Below are 21,599 nucleotides of genomic sequence, written 5' to 3'. Positions count from 1 at the left end.
GCTGGCCGGGGCGGTCGTTCTCCCGGCCGTCCAGCCCCACCCGCCGGAGCACCTCCCGTGCCCAGCCCCGGTCCGGCCGGACCCCGGACAACCGCTGCGGCAGCAGTACGTTGTGCCACACCGACAGCGAGTCCATCAGGTTGTACGCCTGGAACACGAACCCGACCCGACGGCGCCGCGCCTGGGTGAGCCTCGGCTCCCGGAGCGCGCCGATCTCCTGCCCGGCGAGCAGCACCCGCCCGGTGTCCGGCCGGTCCAGCCCGGCGGCGCAGTGCAGCAGCGTCGACTTGCCGGACCCGGACGGTCCCATCACCGCGCAGAACGTACCGGCCGCGAACGCGACCGAGACGCCGCGCAACGCCTGCACTCCCGCGCCCGGATAACTCTTCACCACGTCGACGACCTCGACAACCGGCCGGTCCAGCACCGCCGGCACACCCGTGTTTCCCATGCCTCTCAGCCTGGTCGCCACCCCCGCGCCACACCACATGGCGCCCCTGCATCCCCGCAGGTAGGGCTGCCCCTACCCGCCGGAGGTGCGCGCGGTTAGGAAGGGACCCTTCTACAACAGAAAACGATAAGAAGGGGCCCTTCCTTTCGCTCGCGGCGGAAGAAATTCGACTCTGCGCGGGTTGCCGAACGTGTGATCGACGTACCGTTGTCTGTCCTTGACCTCGCACCGGTCGCCGCCGGCACCACCGCCGGCCCGGCCCTGCGCCACACCACCGAGCTGGCCCGGCGGACCGAAGAACTCGGCTACCACCGCTTCTGGGTGGCCGAACACCACAACATGCCGGCGATCGCGAGTTCCGCGCCGGCCGTGCTGATCGCCCACCTGGCCGCCGCCACCTCGACCATCCGGGTCGGCTCCGGCGGGGTGATGCTGCCCAACCACGCGCCGCTGGTGGTGGCCGAGCAGTTCGGAACGCTGGAGGCCCTGCATCCGGGCCGGATCGACCTGGGGATCGGCCGGGCGCCCGGGACCGACCAGGCGACCGCGCTGGCGCTCCGGCGTACGGTCGAGGGCCTCTCCGCCGAGGGTTTCCCACAGGAACTGGCGGACCTGTTCAACTACTTCACCGGGGATCGGCCGGGACCGATCGTGGCGACCCCGGGCCGGGGCGACCGGCCGGCGATCTGGCTGCTCGGCTCCAGCGGCTTCAGCGCCCGGCTCGCCGGGCTGCTCGGTCTGCCGTTCTCGTTCGCCCACCACTTCAGCGCGGCGAACACCCTGCCCGCGCTGGCGCTGTACCGGGAGAGCTTCCGCCCCTCGCAGTGGCTGGACCAGCCGTACGCGATGGTGGCGGTGAACGCGGTCTGTGCCGAGGACGACGCGCGGGCCGAGTGGCTGGCCGGGCCGGCCTCGCTGTCGTTCCTACGCCTGCGCGGCGGCCGGCCGGAGCCGCTGGCCACGCCGGAGGAGGCGGCGGCCTACCCGTACACCGAGTTGGAACGGCAGTTCGTGGCCGAGCGGCGGGAGGGGCAGGCGATGGGCTCTCCCGAGACGGTCCGGCGGCAGCTCACCGATCTGCTGGCCCGGACCGGCGCCGACGAGCTGATGCTCACCACCCTGGTGTACGACATCGCCGACCGGGTGCGCTCGTACGAGCTGATCGCGGAGAAGGTGGTCGGCGGACTGCGCCGGGAGCACTGACCGGTGACTCGCCAGCCGGGAGCACTGACCGGTGACTCGCCGGCCGGGAGCACTGACCGCTGACTTGCTGGCCGGCGGTGGCCGGTGAGCCGTCGGTCGGCGGTGACCGGGGTCACGCTGGTCGGGGGGCGCGAAACACACTCTTCACCGCGCTGTCATCGACTGGCACCGGAAGGGGCCTAGTGTTCATACCGGTGGTGGTTCGACAAGCGCGATCGGGACGGGTCGCGTTATGTCGCGGTGTGTGCCGCACCGGCTGGCGAGGAAATGAGCGACCTCGCCAGCCGGTGCGGCTTCGCGTTGACGGATCCGCCGCGGCGCCCGGCCCTACCGGTGCGCCGCGGCGTTCCGCCCGCTACCTCAGGTAGATCGACGGCGCCGGTGGCGTGGACATGCCGTTCCCGATGAAGAAGCTCGGGTGCGGCGGCTGGTTGTAGGCGGTGTTCTGCCAGGCGATCGCCACCCGGTACATCGGGTCGTGCATCAGGGTGTGTATCCGGGTGCTGGTCTGGGTCGGAGTGCTGTAGATCCGCAGCGCGGAGTTGTCGCTGGTCCGCCAGATCACCTCTTCGCGCCAGTCGCCCAGGATGTCGGCCGAGAGCGCCGGGGTGGCCTTGGTGCCGTTGTTCGACGCCACACCGCTGCCGCTCAGCAGCCGCGTGTCGCCGCCGGTGCCGTACTTGTCGATCCGGGTCTGGTCGAGCAGTTCCCGGACCGGGTCACCGTCCCACCAGATCAGGAAGTTGCTCGACGACGGCTTGCGGCCGACGTTCGCACCGGACGGGCTGCGCAGCCCGTCGACCGCCGCCGACCAGGATTCCGCACCGGCGCTGCCGGCGTAGATGTCCCCGGCCACACCCCGGCCGTTGTCTCCGGCCGCGGCGGTCGACCAGTAGATCTGGCCGGTACGCGCGTTGGCGAACCAGGACGACGGCTTGGAGGCGTCCTCGCTGACCTTGAAGTACTCCAGCCCCGACCGGGCCGGGTCGAGGTCGCCGAGGTGCGCCGCGTCGCCGTGCCCGTGCCCGGTGTTCCAGAGCGCGGAGCCGTTGTCGTTCACGGCCATCGCGCCGTACAGGATCTCGTCCCGGCCGTCGGCGTCGACGTCGCCGATGGTCAGCGCGTGGTTGCCCTGGCCCGTGTACTGCGAGCCGGCCGAGTTCGAGTCGAACGTCCAGCGCCGGGTCAGCGAGCCGTTGCGGAAGTCCCAGGCGACGATGACGCTACGGGTGTAGTAACCCCGAGCCATGATCAGCGACGGCCGCTGCCCGTCCAGGTACGCCGTACCGGCGAGGAACCGGTCGACCCGGTTGCCGTAGTTGTCGCCCCAGGAGGAGACGGTGCCCCGGGCCGGCTCGTAGTTCACCGTCGACAGCACGGCGCCGGTCTGGCCGTTGAACATGGTCAGGAACTCGGGCCCGGCCAGCACGTACCCGCTGGAGTTGCGGTGGTCGGCCGAGGACGAGCCGATCACCTGGCCGGTGCCGGACCGGCTGCCGTCGGCGGTCTTCATCGCCACCTCGGCGCGGCCGTCACCGTCGTAGTCGTACACCTGGAACTGGGTGTAGTGGGCTCCGGCCCGGATGTTGCGGCCCAGGTCGATCCGCCACAGTCGGGTGCCGGTCAGGGTGTACGCGTCGACGTAGACGTTGCCGGTGTAGCCGGACTGTGAGTTGTCCTTGGCGTTGCTCGGATCCCACTTGACGACGATCTCGTACCGGCCGTCGCCGTCCAGGTCGCCGACCGAGGCGTCGTTGGCGGAGTAGGTGTACGCCTCCCCGGACGGTGTGCTGCCGCCCGGCGGCACCTGCAACCGGACGTCGAGATAGCCGTTGCCGAACTGGAGTGCCGGCGCCGAGTCGGCCTGCTCGGCCCCGTTGACCACGGCCCTGACCGTGTACGCCGAGCCGGCGGCCGCACCCGAGTCGAGGTAGTTGGTGGCGCCGGTGATCGGGGCCGGGTTGACCCGGGTCGAGCCCCGGTAGAGGTTGAACGACACACCGGAGGTCTCGGTGCCGAGCAGCCGCCAGGAGACCAGGTTCGCGCTGCCGGACCGGACGCTGACCAGTCCCCGGTCGAGGTCCTCCATCTGCTTGGCCCCGGCCGGCGGGTCCGTCGGCGGCGCGGTGGTCACCGGTGGGGTGGTCACCGGTGGGGTGGTCGGCACGGGCGTACTGGTCGGCGGGGGTGTGCTGGTCGGCGGAAGCGTTATGGTGCCGGTCGGGCCGACCGTGCCGGTGCAGGTGGTGCCGTTCATCGCGAAGGTGGCCGGCGCCGGGTTGCTGGCGGTCCACGATCCGTTGAAGCCGAACGTGACGCTGGCGTTGGTGGCGATCGCGCCGTTGTAGCTGACGTTGGTGGCCGTGACCTGGCTGCCACTCTGGCTGACCGTGGCGTTCCACGCCTGGGTGACCTGTTGTCCGGCGCCGTACGTCCAGGTCAGGTTCCAGCCGCTGACCGGGTCGCCGAGGTTGGTGAGGGTGACGCTGGCTCCGAAGCCACCCTGCCACTCGCTGGACACCAGGTAGTCGACCCGGCAGCCGGCGGCGGCAGCCGAGGCGACCACTGCGGTGAACGCTCCGGTCACGGTCAGGACGGCCGCCGTCGTCGCGGCGAGCAGGGTGGTGCGATGTCGCGAAGTACGCATGATCAACTCCGTTGGAGGCGGGGGCGACGCGGCACGGAGACACGGAGCCCGGCCGGCGACAGCGATGCTGCACCGGCCTGCCCGGGGCCGGTGGGTAGTACGGCTTCCAACGCATTTTGAATGCTAGGGCAACCGCTTTCCCACGCACAACATCGAGCCCCGTCATTTAACGGGTTCATCCCCGACGCCGACACCGTGGTCGACGTACCGGCCGACTGGCTACGCTCTGCCGATGCGACCGACCGTCACCCAGATCCGACAGCTCGAGGCCGACGAGTTCGCGGCGGCCGGGGAGCTGGGGCGGTTGGCCTTCGGCGGCGCCCCGGCCGCCGCGCCAGCCATCCCGGCCGTGCCAGAAACCCCGACCGCCGCGCCAGCCACTCCGGTGCCGCCACCGTCCGGGCTCACCCGGTACGGCGCGTTCGACGTGGACGGACGCCTGGTCGGCAAGGCCGTCGACCTGCACCACGAGCAGTGGTGGGCGGGCCGCCGGGTGGTCGCGGCCGATGTCGCGGGAGTCGCGGTGCTGCCCGAGGCCCGAGGGCGAGGTGTGGCCCGGTCCCTGCTCCAGGAACTGCTGCGCGGCGCTCACGCCCGCGAAGCGGCGGTCAGCGCCCTGTACCCGACCGTGACCGAGCCGTACCGGCGCAGCGGCTGGGAGGTCACCGGCGCCCTGCGGGCCATCGACCTGCCGACCGTGGCACTGCCCCGACCACGGCCCGCCCCCGACCTCTCGGTCCGGCCCGGCGGGCCCGAGGACCTTCCGGCGGTCGCCGACCTGTACGAGCGGATCGCCCGGCACCGCAGCGGTCTGCTCACCCGCCGGGGTGGCCTGTTCGACCAGGACCCGACACCGGGCGCGCTGCCGGACGGGGTCGACGGGCTCACCCTGGTCGAGCAGGGCGGGCACCTGGTCGGGTACGCGAGCTGGGAACGCGGCCGAGGGTACGACCAGCATGCCGTACTGACCGTGCGGGACGTGCTCGCCACCACGCCCGAGGCGGCCCGGGAGCTGGTCGGCGTACTCGCGAGCTGGCACAGCGTCACGCCGACCGTACGGCTGTGGCCGCTGGCCCACGACGCGATCGCCGCCCAGTTGCCGCTGGACCAGGCCCGCCAGCACGAGCAACGCGTCTGGATGCACCGGCCGGTCGACGTTGCCCGGGCGGTGACCAGCCGAGGCTGGCCGGTTCAGGTACGCGGCCGGGTCGAGTTCGCCCTGACCGACGACGTCGCACCGTGGAACTCCGGCAACTGGCGGCTGGAGGTCGACGGCGGCTCGGCGGAACTGCACCGGATCACCGAGCAGCCGCCGCTGGTCCTCTCCGTACGCGGCTTCGCGCTGCTCTACACCGGTGCCGCCAATGCGTACGCGACCGTCGAGGCCGGACTGCTGCACTGTCCCGCCGGAACGGACCCGGGCGGGCTCGACCTGCTCGGCACCGCCCCCCGAGCCGAACTGCTCGACTACTTCTGAGCCGACTTCCGCCCCGCCAGCCCTGGTTCGGGCGGAAGGAGTCGACTTGTCGTCGCGGGCGCTGTCGTGACGTACGGGTCAGCGGTCGGGGGTGTCGATTGGGGCCATCACCCGCAGCGCGTTCGCGTCGAGCCCGATCTGGATCGGGGTCTGGCCACACACCTCGCCGTCGACCTCGACCGGTGCGGGCCGGTCGGTCTCCACCCAGAGTTCCCCGGTGGCGAGGAACGGCTCGTCGCCGAGGGTGCGCCGGTGGCCGGTGGCCGCGTTCCGGGCCGTGTCGCGGAGCAGGTCCCGCCGCGCCGGACCGCCTACCGGGTACGCCACCAGCAGCCGGTCGTCGGCGTTCGCGTCCGCCGTGATCGGTCGACCGGCGTGGAAACCGCCGTTGGCGACGTACAGCTGATGGGTCAGGAACTCCCGCGTCTGCCCGTCGGCCCGCACCGTCATGTTCACCGGGCGGTGCCGGGGCAGCAACGCCAGGGCGGTGACCGGGTACGCGAGCCGGCCGGTGACCCGCTTGAGTCGCGGCGGGGCCGCGAGCATCACCTCGGCGGACAGGCCGATGCCGACGTGGTTGGCGAACGGCATCCCGCCGGCGATCCCGAGGTCGACGTCGATCACCTTGCCGTCGACGAGGGTGGCGATGGCCGCGTCGATGTCGAGCGGAACACCGACGGTCCGGGCGAAATTGTTGGTGGTGCCCAGCGGCAGCAGGCCGAGCGCGATGTCGCGGTGGGCGAGCAACCGCGCGGCGGCGCCGATCGTGCCGTCCCCGCCACCGACGACGAGCAGGTCCGGTCCCAACTCGGCGGCCGCCGCCAGACTTCCTTCGAGTTCTCCCGGCCGGTCGACCGGGTACGCCCCGAGCAGGGTGAAGCCGGCCGCTGCCAGGCGTGACCGGACGCCGTTGTAGTGCCGGCGGCCCCGGCGGGAGCGGGCGTTGACGACGAGCGCCGCCCGGCGCTGCCGCCGGACGGCCTCGCCCAACTCCTGCTTTGTCCGCATGGGCCCAGACCCTATCGCCAGCCGCCCGCCGGTCGCGGCACCGTGGGACCGTGGGACCGCCCGATGCTGTCCGGAGAACCGGCGATCAGGAAGCGTTCGGGGTGAGCAGGTAGTCGTCGGACTCGGGACTCCAGCGCAACTGGACCGCGCCGCTGGTGGCGGCGGCCTTGCAGAACTGGAGGAAGGTGCGGTAGCCGAGCTTCTTCTCGCTGAAGTCGGGCCGGGCCCGCCGAAGCTGGTTCTTGAGGCCGGACAGCGCCACCGCACCCTCCTTTCCAGCCAGGTCCACCACCACGGAGCGAAGGAGCCCGAACGCCACCTCCCGATCACCGTGCTCGGGCAGGGACACCTCGGGGTCGCCCTTGGCCGGTCCCTCGGTCAGCTCGATCACGTTGTGCTCGGCCAGGTGCCGCAGAAGCTCCCCGAAGGCGCGGAATCCGTAGTTGGACTCGCTGAACGTCGGGTCCTTCCGCAGCAGGGTGCGCTTCAGCGTCGAGGCGGTCACCGCACCGCCGGAACTGCCCTGGAGGCCAGCCACGGTCTGGGCCACGAGGACCGCGAGCGTGTCGACGTCGCGTACGGGTTCCTCGACCGCCGGCAGCGGCTCCTGCTCCACCTGCTCCTGCTCCACCTGCTCCTGCTCCACCTGCTGCGGCTCCGGGCCGGTCGGCCGGGCCGGGCGGCCCCGCCGGCCCCGTGCCGACGGAACGTCGACGCCCTCGAGGCGGTCGTAGTAGAGGAACTCGTCACAGGCGGGCGGAAGCAGCGCCGAGGTGGAGTTCTCGACGCCGACCCCGATGACCCGCTTGTTGAGTTCGCGAAGCTTGTGGACCAGCGGCGTGAAGTCACTGTCACCGGTGCAGATCACGAATGTCGAGATGTACCCGCGTTCGAAGGCGAGTTCGACGGCGTCGACCGCCATCTTGATGTCGGCGGCGTTCTTGCGCGAGGCACCCATCCGCTGCGGTATCTCGATGAGCTCCACGTGGGACCGGGTGAGCATCCGACGGTCCTCGTCAAAGTACGACCAGTCGGCGTACGCCCGCCGCGCGATCACCCTCCCCCGCTCGGCGAGGGCGTCGGCGATCGGGCGGAAGTCGAAGCCCATTCCCCCAAGGTGGTCGCGCGCCCCCAACGCGAGGTTCTCGTAGTCGAGGAACAGGGCAATACGGTCTTCTTGATCCACGCGCGCCAGCCTACGCCCGGTGTGCCGCCGGAGCCGACGTCTTCCGCTCCGGACGCCGGGCGCGTCCCCGCCGTCGGGTCCCGGAGGGTCGGCCCTATCGTTGCGCGATGACCGCCAACCTGCATCCGACTCGCCATGTCACCATCGGTGAGGTGAGCGCGGACATCGACGAGGAGCTCGCGCCGATCATCGAGGCGATCTGGCGTCTCGGGCTTCGAACCTGGACCTGCTGTCAGAACCAGGGCGAGAGCAACGCCGATTGGGCCGACGAGCTGCCTCACATGGCGCCCATCGTGGCGGCCCAGCTTGGCTGGGCGTACATAGACTTCCCGGTGGACGACGGACTGACCTTCCTCACGGCCCTGGCACAGGGTGGCCCGCGCGACGCCTTCTACCTACGGATGGCGCACTGGGCGGCGCCGGACTCATGGGACGTTTCGGCTCGGCCGATGGACTCCGCGACGTTCGACCAACAGCAACAGTCACGATTCGCACTGCAGTTGCTTCTGGTCCGGTTTCCGAGCTATGACCGGCAGGAGATCCTGCGCCGGCTGGACAACTACGCGGCCGGTCGGTGGGTTGAGCCCGGCCCCATCGATCGGTCCAGCATGCGTCCGGCTCTCCCGTAGCGACCGAGGTGGGCGGGACGGGCGCCAGGCACGTTCCGGAATTCGCGGTGGCCACCCGCCGATCCCGGCACGTGTCCCACTCCTGGCCCCGGCCATGGTGGGACAACCTGTTCGACACGGCACGCGGCCGGCTGCCCGACACCGCCGAGCGCGGGGTGTGGTGGTGGTCCCCGCCCTGGACCGACTGGGCCGGCCGTGACGATCGGATCGCCGCGCGGGTCCGAGCCGCCGACTTCCGACCGACGCCGCCACGCCCGTTCGCCGACCTCTCCAGCACCGCGCTGCTGACGGTGCTCCGCGACGAGGACCGGACCTACGATCATCTACCGGCGTTACGGGAGCTGAACCGCCGTCCGCCCGAGCCACTGCTCCTGTCCGTCGTGGAGCACCTGTCGTACGCCGAACTGCACGGACCGTTGGGAGCCGCCCTCCGCAGGCTCGGATCGGCGGCACTGCCGACGGCACGGCGATGGGCCAGCACCGGGCATCCGCTCGTCTGGACGGCGTACCAGGTGCTTGCCGCACACGGCGACGGAAGCGACGTACCCGCACTGCTCGCGGGGATGGACTGGCTCGACCACCGGGTCGACGACCGGTGCGGCTACAACGACCTCGCCGACGGACTTGCCAGGATCGGCGGTCCCGCCGCCGCCTCGGCCGTGCCGCTCCTTCGTCGGCTCTGGCACAGCCCGCATTCCTACGAGCGGGCCAGCTACCTACGCGCCCTCGTAGCCCTGGACCCGGCCGGCGCGGCCCGCCATCTCGCCGAAGGGCTGTGGGACTGCGAGTCCGAGGTCCGGCTGCTCGCCGCCGCGCGGGCACCACTCGACGACCTCACCCGCGAGCGGCTGCGGTATCTGCGAGACGACCCGATCGAGACGGCGGAGGTGCGGGCCACCGCCGCCGCCCGGCTCCGCTGAGCCGCGCTACCCGGTCGTAAGGCCTGCTCGACCGGCGCTTGCCACCGATCGTGCCTCGATCTGATCCATGACGTGCGCAGCCCGTGCAACAGTTCCGCCCGGTCGAGCGTGTTAGACCGACTGGGGAGGTGAGAATGGTCGACGACTTCGGGTCGTTCGTCCGTGACCGCACACCCGCGCTCCTGCGTTACGGCTTCGTCCTGGCGGGCAATCCCCACGACGCCGCCGATCTGGCGCAGGAGGCGCTGGCCCGGCTGGGCGCGCGGTGGTCGCGGGTCAGCTCGCGCGGCGATCCGGAGGGTTATGTCCGCGCCACGATGGCACGGCTGCACATCAGCTGGTGGCGCCGGCGCCGGCGGGAGCATCCGGTGTGGGCCGTGCCCGAACGGAGCTACGTCGACGCGGGAATCGCGGAGGCCGACGGTGATCTCGGCCTGTGGCGCGCGGTGGCCGACCTGCCGGCTCGGCAGCGGGTGGTGCTGATGTTGCGCTACCACGCGCAACTCACTGACGAGGAGATCGCCCGGCTGCTCGGGATCTCCCGGGGAACGGTACGCAGTCAGGCCGCCCGGGGCCTGGACAAACTGCGCGACGTCGCCGAGTCGCGGGTCGACGCACGGGTCAACGGGAGGTAGCCGCGCATGCGTAGAAACCTGGAAGACGATCTCACCCGTACGTTCCGGGCCGCCGCCCTGGCCGCCCCGGACGCCGAGCCGGAGTTCTCGGCTACGGTGGCCGCCCGCCGGCGTCGGCACGCCCGGACCCGGATCGCCGGAATGGCCGCCGTGGTCACGGCGGTTGTCGCGGTCACGGCCGGGGTAGCCGTCACCGGACTGCCCGGATTCCGGCACGCCGGCCCGGCGCAGTCGCTCGGCGCGATACAGGTGCCGATCGGGTCGCTGCCCACCGTCGACCTGTCCGTGGCCGAACCGTACCGCGACGTGTGGCCGGACGCGGTCGTCGAGCTGCCGTACCCGCTGCCGGACGGCCGAACGTACTCGGTCGAGGCGGCACTGGACGCCGACAGCTACCTCCTCCGGCCGTGGGTCGACGGAGTTCCCGCCCTGCCGGTGGTGCTCGACGCGGTGACCGGTGCGGTGCGGGAACTGGGAACGGTGCCGACCTCCGGCTACACCACCTACGACGAGGCGGGCGGCGGAGTCACCGAACATCACATCGTCTGGGTGGTGGCGGCGCAGGAGACGGGCGGCGCCAGGTACCGCGAGGTGTGGAGTGCGCCCAGGGACGGCGGCGCCGCCGTGCGCCGGGCCAGGTTCGGCCCGGACCACACCATGACGGTGACGGTGGCCGAGGTCGGCGGGGCCTTCTACGCCGGTGTGGGGCCCGTTGGGCAGGGAGTCGGGATGGTCTACCGGATCCCGGACGGCGGCGAACCGCAGCAGGTGACCGGCAGCGACGGGTACGACCTCCGGTACGGGCCCTGGGCCCTGCCGTACCCGGTGGGGCCGGTGGACGTGGCGGAGTTGACCCGGCCGGCAGCGCCACCGGAGGTACCCACCTTCTGGAACGTGGCCACCGGTGAACGCCGCACGCCACGGACGCTCGACGGCGTCACCATGATCGAGTGCACTCCGCTCGTCTGCCTCGGGCGCACTGCGGACAGCTTCGTGAGTTACGGCGCCGACGGCAGCCGACCGCTGCGGGCGACCGGCGTCGCGGTGGAGCCCGCCGGCACGGACGACGCGGTCCGGTCCCTCAGGTCCGACACGTCCGTCCTCTTCGACAGCACCGGCCGGTTCGTCCAGATCCGGCAGTCGCCCTCCGGCGACGTCCACCTGTGGGACCGGGAGGCCAACACCGTCGGTAGGCAGCAGGAGAACGAGGGCGCCATGGGCGATGGTCTGATCGACCTGGGCCAGAGCGGCGGCAAGCAGCGCCTACTGAACCTGAAGCGCATCCACTGAGCCCGGCACACAGATCATGAACACCCGGTAGGTCGGCATCATCGCGCTGTTGCGGATGCCGGGAAGGACCGATCATCGGGGCCGCTGACGGCGGTCGGATCGGCATCTGAGCCCCCATTCATCAAGGGTCGCGCGAATCGGCTGAGCAGTTTCATCGACTTCACGGGCGCCGTTCTCCGTCGAAGCCGTGGTGCCGTGCGCCCGAAATCCGTGGACGAAGGACGATGCGACTCACGCCGGGAATGCGCACTGCGCACGTGGTCCACGGTGGTGGAAATGGTGGAGATGCTCCTCGCCCTCGCCCTCGGACGGACGATGGTGGGCATCGCAGGGTGGCGGGACTGGACGGGATCCGCGGCCTCGCCGCGCTGTACGTGGTGCTGCACCATTGCTGGTTGCTGGCCTTCCCCGGGTATCCGGTCAACACCGGGCCGGAATGGCTCGGTTGGCTGCTGCACGGCCGTTTCGCGGTGGTCGTCTTCATCACCCTGTCGGGATTCTCGCTGGCCATCGCACCGGCCCGGAACGGCTGGCAGTCGTGCGGGAATCTCCGGTTCGCGCGGCGCCGCGCGTGGCGGGTTCTACCGGCGTACTGGGCGGCCCTGGTGTTCAGTCTGCTGATCGCCGGGGCCGTGACACCGCTGCCGCTCTCCGCCCCACCGTCCGCCCGGTCGGTGGTCGTCTACGGCCTCCTGATGCAGGACGTCGTCGTGGCGCCGGTGCCCAACGGGGCCTTCTGGTCGATCGCGGTGGAGGCCGGCCTGTACCTCGTATTCCCGCTCCTGCTGCTGGTCCGCCGCCGGGCAGGTGCGGCGTCGACCCTTGCCGCCGTCACCGTGCCGGTGGTCGCGATCGGTCTGCTGTGTCCCGACGTGTCCACGACGGCCAAGGCGACGGGGTTCACCCTGGAACTCGCCCCGCTGTTCACCCTCGGCCTGCTTGCCGCCGGCATCGTCAGCGCGGGTGACCAGGTCCGCCGCTGGCCGTGGCACTGGCTCGCCCTGCTCGCCGCCGCCCCGGTGGTACTGCTGACGGTCCGCGAAGGCTCCGTCTGGACGGTGAACCACTACTACTGGATCGACCTCGCGATCGGTCCGGCGATCGCTCTGCTCCTGGCCGCCGTGGCCACCCGGCGATCGGCCGGGTTGGGGTGGCTGCTCGCCACCCGACCCGTCCGCGGACTCGGCAGGTTCTCCTACAGCCTCTACCTGATCCACCTGCCGATCGTCGGGCTGATCAGCCGCAGGATCGTGGCACCGCACGTCGGACCCGGCCTGCCGAGATTCTGGATCACCCTGGTACTCGCGGTCCCGATCTGCGTGGCGGCGGCCCGGTTGTTCGCCGCCGTCTTCGAGATCCCGTTCCAGCAGCACCGCTCCTGGGCACCGTTGAAGGCACTGGCGCGGAAACGCTGGGAACGTGTGCGGTCCACGCCTCCGGGCTGAGCGGCACCGGTGAACGGGCGGCCCCTCACGTCTCCCGCAGGACCGCGCAGCCGCCGGCCGGCAGCGTCACGGACTCGCCCCGCACGCCGGTCAGCAGGTCCACTCCGGACGCCGGCACGGTCACCGCGGTGTCGGTGTGGTTCAACAGGAACAGCCAGCTCTCCCCGGCCGCACGCCGCCGAACCGCCTCCACCCCGTCCGGCGCGGTCGGGCAGGTCGGCCCGACGCCGGCCGCTGCGGCGACACCGGCCAGCAGTTCGCGGTACGCGTCGTCGCCCGGCCGGGTCGAGACGTACCAGGCCAGTCCGTCGCCGTACCGGTGCCGGGTCACCGCCGGTTGTCCGTCGAGCACCCCGCCGACGTACGTCAGCACCGGCTCGGCGCCGGTCAGGCGTACCGTCTCGGACCAGATCCGGCCCGTCGTGGTGCCGTCCGACAGTGGCAGCCGCGCTGCGGCGTCGAGCGGGTGGAACTCCTCGACCCGGATCCCGAGCAGGTCGCGGAAGGCGCCGGGATAGCCGTCGGGGCGTACCCGGGCGTGTTCGTCGGCGATCCCGCTGAAGTAGCCGACCACCAGGTGCCCACCGGCGGCCACGTAGTCGCGCACCTGCCGGGCGTACGCGTCCGAGACCAGGTAGAGCGCCGGCAGTACCAGCAGGGCGTACCCGGAAAGCTCGTCGCCGGGGGCGACCATGTCGACGCCGTGACCGGCCCGCCACAGTGCCCGGTGCGCCGCCGACACCTCGGCCAGGTAGTCGAGCTGCTCCGACGGCAGTACGGCGGCCTGCATCGCCCACCAGCAGGTCGCGTCCCAGGCGATCGCCACCCGCGCCTGGACCACCCCGGTGTCGGCCTCGGCCAGCCGTTCGAGGGTCGCGCCGAGGGCCACCGCCTCGGTGAACGCTCGGGTCTGCGGGCCGGCGTGCGGCAGCAGCGCGGAGTGGAAGAGTTCCGCGCCGCCGCGCGAGGCCCGCCACTGGAAGAACATCGCCCCGCGCGAGCCCCGCGCGACGTGGGCCAGGCTGTGCCGGATCATCCGGCCCGGCTCCTTGGCGTGCATCCGGCCGGGGGTGAGGACCAGGTTCGGCGCGCTCTCCATCAACAGCCAGGCCGGCCCGCCGGGAGCCCGCCGGCCCCAGGACCGGGCCAGGTCGGCGGCGAACGCGGTCTGCTCCTCCGCGCCCGCTCCGGCCTCGGTCGGGTAGTGGTCGACCGCCACCAGGTCCACCTCGCCCGACCACCGGGTGTGGTCCACCGGAACCCATCCGCCGAGTACGTAGTTGGTGGTCACCGGCACGTCCGGGGTGACCGCGCGGAGCAGGTCGCGCTGCTCGACGTACGCCGCGAGGAGCTCGTCGGAGCCGAACCGGCGGAAGTCCAGCAGTTGGCTGGGGTTGCCGAGGTACTGGGTGGCCCGGGGCGGCCGGATCTGCTCCCATTCGGAGTAGAACTGGCTCCAGAAGCTGCCGGTCCATGCCTCGTTGAGCCGGTCCAGCTCGACGTAGCGGACCCGCAGCCAGGTCCGGAACGCGGCGGCGACGTGCTCACAGTGACACGTGGTGCCGTACTCGTTGTGCACGTGCCAGAGCGCGAGCGCCGGATGGTCGCGGTACCGAGCGGCCAGCGCGGACGCGATGTTCCGGGCCGCGGCCCGGTACGCCGGGGCGCTGACGCAGTAGGTGTCCCGGCTGCCGTGACTGAGCCGGACCCCGTCGGCGGTGACCGGCAGCCCCTCCGGGTGCCGCAGCGAGAACCACGGCGGCGGGGACGCGGTGGGCGTGGCCAGCGCCACCCGGATGCCGCCGGAGTGCAGCAGGTCCAACACCCGGTCCAGCCACTCGAAGTCGTACCGGCCGGGCTGCGGTTCGAGGCGTGACCAGGCGAAGACCCCGACGGTGACCAGGTTGACCCGGGCCCGGCGCATCAGCTCGACGTCGGCGGGCCAGAGTTCCGGCGGCCACTGCTCGGGGTTGTAGTCCCCGCCGTAGCAGAGCCCGGCCAGTCCCTTGGGCCAACGCATCTACTCCGCCCCTCCCACCTTTGTTTGGATCCCAGACAAAGTAGGTGGGGTGGATCTCCGGTGTCAACGAGGGCGTCGGCGGGGCGATCGCATCGACTCCGCTTCCGCCGTTGACAGTTTGTTGGGTGACCAAAGAAACTAATAAAGCCCGCCGGGTGTCACGGTCACCGCCGTCGACAACCGCGCCGGTCCGCACCCCGGGAGCCGAGGAGACCGAATGCCGTACCGACCGCCCCTGGTCCCGCACGAGACGTTCGTCGCCGACCCGCCCGAGCTACCGGTCCGGGCGCCGGGCGAGCACGGACTCTCCGCGCTGACCCGGGCCGAGGTACTCAGCGCGGACGGCCAGGGCGTGACGCTCAAGGCGGGCACCTCGGACGGCGGCTCGCTCTCGGTCCGGATCACCGCCGCCGCGGAGGGCGTGATCCGGGTACGCCTCAGCGAGGACCCGTTGGCCCGGGGCCGGGCCACCCGGGCCCTGCCCCTGGTGCATCCCCAGCCGTACCGGGCCGAGGTACGGGTCGAGACCGACCGGGTACGCGTCGACGCCGGCGCCGTCGTCGCGGAACTGCACCTCGACCCCTGGCACCTGCGCTTCGTCGACCCCTCCGGCGCCGAACTGGTCAGCCAGAGCCGCGGCGAGCAGGACATCAGCGGACGGCTCCGGACGCTGCCGTTCGGCCGCTCACTTGTCGACGGCACGGTGGCCGCCTACCACGAGAGTTTCGTCGCCCCCGGCGACGAGCGGTTCGTCGGCCTCGGCGAGAAGTTCACCCCGCTCGACAAGCGCGGCCAGCGGGCCCTGATGTGGAACTTCGACGCCTTCGGCAGCGAGTCCGACCGCTCGCACAAGAACGTCCCGCTCTACCTGTCCAGCCGGGGCTACGGGGTGCTGGTCGACAGCGGCATGCCGGTCGAGTTCGACATCTGCCAGTCCACGCACAGCTGCGTACAGATCCTGGTGCCGGACGACCTGATCGACTACTACGTACTCGCCGGCCCGACCCCGCCGGAGATCCTGGACCGGTACGACCGGCTGACCAGCCGGCCGGCGCTGCCGCCGAAGTGGGCCTTCGGCACCTGGATCTCGTCCGGGTTCTTCCGGGACAGCCAGCAGCGGGTGCTGGAGCGGGCCCGGCAGATCCGGGACCGGGGCATCCCCTGCGACGTGCTGCACCTGGACTGCTACTGGCAGGTCGCCGGAGCCTGGTCCGACCTGCGCTGGGACGCCGAGCAGTTCCCCGACCCGGCCGGCATGCTGGCCGCCCTGGCCGAACAGGGCTTTCGGGTCAGCCTCTGGATGAACCCGTACGTGATGACCGCCAGCCCGCTCTTCGCCGACGCGGCGGAGGCCGGCTACTTCCTGCGCCGGCCGGACGGCTCGGTCTACGTCGCCGACACCTGGCACGGCAGCCATCCGGCCGGCGGGATCGTCGACTTCACCAATCCCGCGGCGGCCGACTGGTTCGCCAGCCTGCTCCGGCCCCTGCTGGAGCAGGGCGTCAGCGTGTTCAAGACCGACTTCGCCGAGGGCGTACCGGCCGACTCCGTGTCGCACAACGGGATGACCGGCGTCGAGTTGCACAACGTCTACTCGCTGCTGTTCAACGACGTCGTGTCGGCGGTCACCCAGCAGGTCGCCGGGCACAGCACGGTGTGGGCCCGGTCGTCGTACCTGGGCGGGCAGCGGCACTCGGCACAGTGGAGCGGGGACGTCAACGCGACGTACCCGGCGATGGCCAGCACGCTGCGCGGCGGGCTGAGCCACGGACTCTCCGGGGTGCCGTTCTGGAGCCACGACACCGGCGGGTTCCACGGCACGCCGACGCCGGATCTCTACGTACGCTGGGCCCAGTTCGGCGCGCTGTCCCCGCTGATCCGCTTCCACGGCACCACCAGCCGGCTGCCCTGGGACTTTCCGGCCGACGCCGAGCGGGACGCGGTCGACGCGCTCCGGCTGCGGTACCGGCTGATGCCGTACCTCTACTCGGCCGCCGTGGTGGCGGCCCGGACCGGTGCGCCGATGATGCGGGCCCTGCTGGTGGACTCCCCCGACGATCCGGCCGCCTGGACGGCGGAGCTGGAGTACCGGCTCGGGCCGGACCTGCTGGTCGCTCCGATGACGAATCCGGAGGGACGCCGGCACGTGTACCTTCCGGCCGGCGACTGGGTGGACTTCTGGACCGGCGAGGTACACGGCGGCGGCCGGCACCTGCTGGTACGCCGGCCGCTGCACCAGGTCCCGCTCTTCGTCCGGTTCGGCGCGCTGATCCCGGTGCTGCCGCCGGCCGACCGGGTCGGCGACGCGCCCTTCTCCGACGTCACCGTGCTGAGCTGGGGCGCCGCCGACGCCAGCACGGTGGTGCACGACATCGACGGCGACACGACGATCCGCGGCACCCGATCCGGGAACGAGTTCCGGGTCGAGGCCGACGGGCCGCTGTCGATCGGTGGAATCGCCCTCGCCCGGATGGACGGAGCCCGGCTTCCGGATCGGCTGCTGCTGCACGGCGCGGAGACGGTACCGGTGCTCCTGGATGGACTGCCCACCGTGCGAGGTTGAAGGTCGGGGCGGGGTGCCCAGGTGGGGGGCGCCCCGTCCCCCTTCAAGGTCGCCGATCAGGGCGTACCTCCACCGGGTCAGACGGCCGGAGCCGCCGGAACCGCGACCGGATCGCGCTCCGCCGGCCCGGCGGCGGGCCGGCGGCGCGGCTGCCGCAGCACGGTGAACGCGACGACGAAGGCGGCGAGGACCAGTCCGATCGCGACCGCGAAGGCCAGCCGGTAGCCGGCGGTCAGCGCCGCCGCCTCGGTGCCGCCGGCCGCGAGCAGGTCGCCGGTCCGGGACGCCGCGAGGGTGGCGAGCACCGCGACGCCGAGGGCCATCCCGAGCTGCTGGGTCGTGTTGAAGACTCCGGAGGCGAGCCCGGCGTCGTCGTCGCGTGCGCCGGACATCCCGAGACTGGTCAGCGCCGGAAGGGCGAGGCCGAAGCCGGCGGTGAGCAGCATGACCGGCAGCAGGTCGGTGACGTAGTTCGCCTGTACCGGGATCCGCACCAGCAGCCCGAACATCCCGACCAGGAGGACGAGCCCGGCCAGCAGGACGGTGCGCTCGCCGAACCGGGCGTTGAGCCGGGCGGAGACGCCGAGCGACACCGCGCCGATCACCGCCGCCGCGGGCAGCATCGCCAGGCCGGTCCGGGCGGCGCCGTAGTCGAGCACCTTCTGCAGGTAGAGCGCGACCAGGATCTGGAACGCGAAGCAGGCCGCGACCATCAGGATCTGCACCAGGTTGGCTCCGGCGACGCTGCGGGACCGGAAGATCCGTAACGGCAGCAGTGGGTTCGTCGCGGTGGCCTGTCGGACGACGAACCCGACGAGCAGGGCCACGGCTATCGCGCCGAGTCCCAGGGTCGCGGCCGAGGTCGCGCCACGCGAGGAGATGTTCACGACGGTGTAGATGCCCAGCATCAGCCCGGCGGTGACCAGCAGCGCGCCGAGTACGTCGGCACCGGCCGCGAGGCCGAGTCCCCGGTCCCTCGGGAGCACCCGGCGGGCGAGCACGAGCGCCGCGAGCCCGATCGGCAGGTTGATGAAGAAGATCCAGTGCCAGCCGAGCGCGTCGGTGAGGACGCCGCCGAGCACGGAGCCGAGGGTCGCCCCGGCGGCGCCGGTGAAGCTGAAGACGGCGATCGCCGTGCCCCGCTCCCTGGGTTCGACGAAGAGCGTCACCAGGATGCCCAGGCTGACGGCGGTCGCCGCCGCGCTGCCGACGCCCTGGAGGAAGCGGGCGATGATCAGTACCGTCGGCGAGCCGGCCACGCCGGCCAGGAGTGAGGCGGCGGTGAACAGGGCCGTGCCGGCCAGGAACATCCGCCTGCGACCGAGCAGGTCGCCGAGGCGTCCGGCGAGGAGCAGCAGGCCGCCGAAGGCGATCAGGTAGGCGTTCAAGACCCAACCGAGGCCGACGGCGGAGAAGCCCAGGTCGCGCTGGATGGCCGGCATCGCCACGGTCACGATGCTGCCGTCGAGGATGGTCATCAACATCGCCGAGGCGATCACCCCGAGGGCGACCCAGTGGGACCGGGGCACGGAAGAAGCGGAGGTAACGGACATTCTGTCCTCCTGTCGAACGGATCAACAGAAGGACCGTAGCAGATAGTTTTGTTGCAGACTATCTGTATGCGACCTAGCTCTCCCGCTGCCGAGCCCGGCGCACCGGCGCCGGCGTCTCGACCGGATCGGCGAGATACCCGGTCACCAGGCGCTCCATCACCCGCAGGAACACCGCCCGCTCCTGTGCGGACATCGTCGCCAGCGCCTCCTCGTGCACCCGGTCCACGATCGCCTGGCTCCGCGCCGCCACCTCGGCACCCCGCTCGGTGGCCGCGATGATCCGGGCCCGCCGGTCCCGCCCGGACGGCCGCCGCTCGGCCAGCCCGGCCGCCTCCAGCGCGTCGACGGTGACCACCATCGTGGTCTTGTCCATGTCACCGATCTCGGCGAGCTGGGCCTGGGTCCGCTCCCCCTCCAGGGCGTGCACCAGCACGCAGTGCATCCGCGCGGTGAGCCCGATCTCGGCCAACGCCGCCGCGATCCGGGTCCGCAGCACGTGACTGGCGTGGTCGAGCAGGAAGGACAGATCCGACACGGTTCGGGTCGGCGCCATGGCGGTCATACCGACCAGCATAGCCAGCCGATCCGTAACGGATCATCTACCAACAGTCACATCTGTAAGGAAGGGCCCCCGGTTATCGCTTTCTGCATAAGAAGGGCCCCCTCCTAACCACTGTCAGCCCTTGACGGCGCCGATGATGACGCCCTTGACGAAGTGTCGTTGCACGAACGGGTAGACCAGCACGATCGGCGACACCGTGACCATCACGACGGCCATCTTGATCGCCAGCGTCGGGGGCATCGAGACACCCACCGCCATCCCCGAGGTGTTCGGGGACTGGCCGGCGAGGATGAAGCTCTGCAACACCCGCTGGATCGGGAACTTCGAATTGTCGTCGATGTACAGCAGGGCGTTGAACCAGACGTTCCAGTAGCCGACCGCGTAGAACAGGCCGACCACGGCGATCACCGCGCGGGACAGCGGCAGCACGATCCGGGCCAGGATCCGGAACTCGCCGGCACCGTCGATCCGGGCACTGTCCAGCAACTCCGCCGGGATGTTCTGGAAGAAGGCCCGGATCACCACCAGGTTGAAGACGCTTATCGCGGTCGGCAGGATCAGCGCCCAGATGCTGTTCTTCAGCCCCAGCCCGGTGACCACGAGATAGCTGGGCACCATGCCGGGATAGATCAGGAAGGTCAGCAGGAAGTAGAAGAGCAGACCCCGGTGCGCCACCGAGCCGGGCCGGGACAGCCCGTACGCGGCCAGCACGGTCAGGGTCAGACTCACCGCCGTACCCAGCACGGTGATCAGGGTGCTGGTCCAGAGCGCCTGGGTGACCTGGCCGCCGGAGAAGATCGTCACGTACGCCGAGAAGTCGATCTCTCTCGGCACCAGCACCAGGCCACCGGCCTCGTTGATGGTCTCCCGGGACGCCAGGCTGGTCACCAGCACCACCCAGAGCGGGATCAGCACCGCCAGGACCACTCCGGTGAGGATGGTGCCCCGGGTGACCTGGCCGGCCGCGCTCGGCCTCTCCTCCCAGGCCGGTCGGCCGGTACGCCGTCGTCGCAGGTCCGGAACGACCTTCCGGGCAGGATCGATGACACTCATGATCGCGAATACACCCCCCGCTCGCCGAGGGCGTGGGCGAACCGGTTTGCTGCCAGGATCAGCACCAGTCCGACCATGGCCTTGAACAGGCCGGCCGCCGCCCCGTACCCGTAGTTGCCGGTCGTGATGGAGTTGAAGTAGACGAAGGTGTCCAGTACCTCGGCGGCCTGCCGCCCCACGGCGTCCCGTTGCAGCATGAACTGCTCGAAGCCGACCGAGAGCGCGTCACCCAGCCGCAGGATCAGCAGCAGCACGATCACCGGCCGCAGCCCCGGCAGGGTCACGTGCCAGAGTCGCCGCCAGCGGCCCGCGCCGTCCACCGCCGACGCCTCGTAGAGGTGCTGATCGATCATGGAGAGGGCGGCGAGGAAGACGATCGTGCCCCAGCCCACGTCCTTCCACACCGTCTCGGCGGTGACCAGCAGGATGAAGGTGTCGGGATTGGACATGATGTTCCACGGTTCGAGCCCGACGTCGCGCATCTCCTGGGCGAGCAGCCCCGCCCCGCCGAACATCTGGACGAAGAACGTCACCACCAGCACCCAGCTGAAGAAGTGCGGCAGGTAGACGACGGTCTGCACGAAGCCCCGCAACTTCGGGGAGAGGATGTTGTGCAGCACGATCGCCAGCACGACCGGCAGCGGGAAGTAGAAGACGAGCTGGAACGCGGTGATCGCCAGGGTGTTCCGCAGCGCGTCCCAGAACGCCGGATCACCGAACAGTGCCTCGAACTGACCGAACCCGATCCACGGGCTGGAGGTGAAGGCCGCCAGCGGCGTGTCCCCGGCGTACGGGTTGTAGTCCTGGAACGCGACCACGTTGCCCAGGGTCGGAAGGTAGTGGAAGACCAGCAGCAACAGGGCGGCCGGGGCCACCATCAGCAGCAACGGCCAGTCCCGGCGCAGCCGGGCCCGCAACGGCGCGCGCCTGGTACGGCGGCCCCGATCCCGGCCGCGC

General features: G+C 71.3%; 17 protein-coding genes. 8 read left to right on the top strand and 9 right to left on the bottom strand.

From position 1 onward, the window contains the following. On the bottom strand, positions 1–451 hold a 451-nt coding region (locus tag I0C86_RS04265), incomplete at its 3' end, for an ABC transporter ATP-binding protein (RefSeq protein ID WP_196199871.1). A gap of 207 nt (positions 452–658) precedes the next feature. Between I0C86_RS04265 and I0C86_RS04260 the strand changes: the two genes are divergently transcribed. Further along, positions 659–1,654, top strand: coding sequence for an LLM class flavin-dependent oxidoreductase (locus I0C86_RS04260; RefSeq protein WP_230393523.1), 996 nt, complete (start codon positions 659–661; stop codon positions 1,652–1,654). A gap of 355 nt (positions 1,655–2,009) precedes the next feature. On the opposite strand, the gene I0C86_RS04255 is transcribed toward I0C86_RS04260, so the two are convergent. Next, positions 2,010–4,301: a rhamnogalacturonan lyase family protein gene (locus I0C86_RS04255; protein ID WP_196199869.1), complete on the bottom strand. Its 2,292-nt coding sequence runs from the start codon at positions 4,299–4,301 to the stop codon at positions 2,010–2,012. A gap of 232 nt (positions 4,302–4,533) precedes the next feature. Here I0C86_RS04255 and I0C86_RS04250 point away from each other — a divergent pair, with 232 nt between their 5' ends. Further along, positions 4,534–5,778: a GNAT family N-acetyltransferase gene (locus tag I0C86_RS04250; protein WP_196199868.1), complete on the top strand. Its 1,245-nt coding sequence runs from the start codon at positions 4,534–4,536 to the stop codon at positions 5,776–5,778. A gap of 78 nt (positions 5,779–5,856) precedes the next feature. On the opposite strand, the gene I0C86_RS04245 is transcribed toward I0C86_RS04250, so the two are convergent. Further along, on the bottom strand, positions 5,857–6,786 hold the full coding sequence (locus I0C86_RS04245; protein ID WP_196199867.1) for a diacylglycerol/lipid kinase family protein: 930 nt from the start codon (positions 6,784–6,786) through the stop codon (positions 5,857–5,859). Between the two features lie 85 nt (positions 6,787–6,871). Next, positions 6,872–7,972 (bottom strand): NYN domain-containing protein, encoded by a 1,101-nt coding sequence (locus I0C86_RS04240; protein WP_196199866.1) that lies wholly within the window; start codon positions 7,970–7,972, stop codon positions 6,872–6,874. A 107-nt stretch (positions 7,973–8,079) separates the two neighbouring features. On the opposite strand from I0C86_RS04240, the gene I0C86_RS04235 reads away from it, so the two are divergent. The 5 genes from I0C86_RS04235 (at position 8,080) to I0C86_RS04215 (ending at position 12,891) form a co-directional block, all read left to right on the top strand. Then, a complete protein-coding gene (locus I0C86_RS04235; protein ID WP_196199865.1) occupies positions 8,080–8,601 on the top strand; it encodes a hypothetical protein in 522 nt (173 codons plus the stop codon). A 47-nt stretch (positions 8,602–8,648) separates the two neighbouring features. Then, a complete protein-coding gene (locus tag I0C86_RS04230; protein WP_196199864.1) occupies positions 8,649–9,521 on the top strand; it encodes a HEAT repeat domain-containing protein in 873 nt (290 codons plus the stop codon). A gap of 134 nt (positions 9,522–9,655) precedes the next feature. Continuing rightward, positions 9,656–10,156, top strand: a complete 501-nt coding sequence (locus I0C86_RS04225; protein WP_196199863.1) for a SigE family RNA polymerase sigma factor — start codon at positions 9,656–9,658, stop codon at positions 10,154–10,156. Positions 10,157–10,162: 6 nt separating this feature from the next. Then, entirely contained in the window at positions 10,163–11,446 is a 1,284-nt protein-coding gene (locus I0C86_RS04220; protein WP_196199862.1) for a hypothetical protein, read from the top strand. Between the two features lie 332 nt (positions 11,447–11,778). Next, on the top strand, positions 11,779–12,891 hold the full coding sequence (locus tag I0C86_RS04215; protein WP_323373451.1) for an acyltransferase family protein: 1,113 nt from the start codon (positions 11,779–11,781) through the stop codon (positions 12,889–12,891). Positions 12,892–12,916: 25 nt separating this feature from the next. Here the strand turns inward: I0C86_RS04215 and I0C86_RS04210 are convergent, their stop codons facing one another. Then, complete coding sequence (locus tag I0C86_RS04210) at positions 12,917–14,911, bottom strand: beta-galactosidase (RefSeq protein WP_196199861.1); 1,995 nt, start codon at positions 14,909–14,911, stop codon at positions 12,917–12,919. Positions 14,912–15,128: 217 nt separating this feature from the next. Here I0C86_RS04210 and I0C86_RS04205 point away from each other — a divergent pair, with 217 nt between their 5' ends. After that, complete coding sequence (locus I0C86_RS04205) at positions 15,129–17,474, top strand: TIM-barrel domain-containing protein (RefSeq protein WP_196199860.1); 2,346 nt, start codon at positions 15,129–15,131, stop codon at positions 17,472–17,474. A 77-nt stretch (positions 17,475–17,551) separates the two neighbouring features. On the opposite strand, the gene I0C86_RS04200 is transcribed toward I0C86_RS04205, so the two are convergent. From I0C86_RS04200 to I0C86_RS04185, 4 genes are all read right to left on the bottom strand, one after another. Next, complete coding sequence (locus I0C86_RS04200; RefSeq protein ID WP_196199859.1) at positions 17,552–19,027, bottom strand: DHA2 family efflux MFS transporter permease subunit; 1,476 nt, start codon at positions 19,025–19,027, stop codon at positions 17,552–17,554. A 73-nt stretch (positions 19,028–19,100) separates the two neighbouring features. Next, a complete protein-coding gene (locus I0C86_RS04195) occupies positions 19,101–19,589 on the bottom strand; it encodes a MarR family winged helix-turn-helix transcriptional regulator (RefSeq protein WP_196199858.1) in 489 nt (162 codons plus the stop codon). A 114-nt stretch (positions 19,590–19,703) separates the two neighbouring features. Further along, a complete protein-coding gene (locus tag I0C86_RS04190) occupies positions 19,704–20,642 on the bottom strand; it encodes a carbohydrate ABC transporter permease (protein WP_196199857.1) in 939 nt (312 codons plus the stop codon). Further along, the coding region (locus I0C86_RS04185; protein WP_196199856.1) for an ABC transporter permease at positions 20,639–21,599 on the bottom strand (961 nt) is incomplete at its 5' end. The genes I0C86_RS04190 and I0C86_RS04185, both read right to left, overlap by 4 nt.

It is taken from the genome of Plantactinospora alkalitolerans (assembly GCF_015690345.1).
Lineage (GTDB): Bacteria > Actinomycetota > Actinomycetes > Mycobacteriales > Micromonosporaceae > Plantactinospora > Plantactinospora alkalitolerans.
The sequence above is the reverse complement of the archived record's forward strand: the minus strand, read 5'-3'. Positions and strand labels throughout refer to the sequence as shown.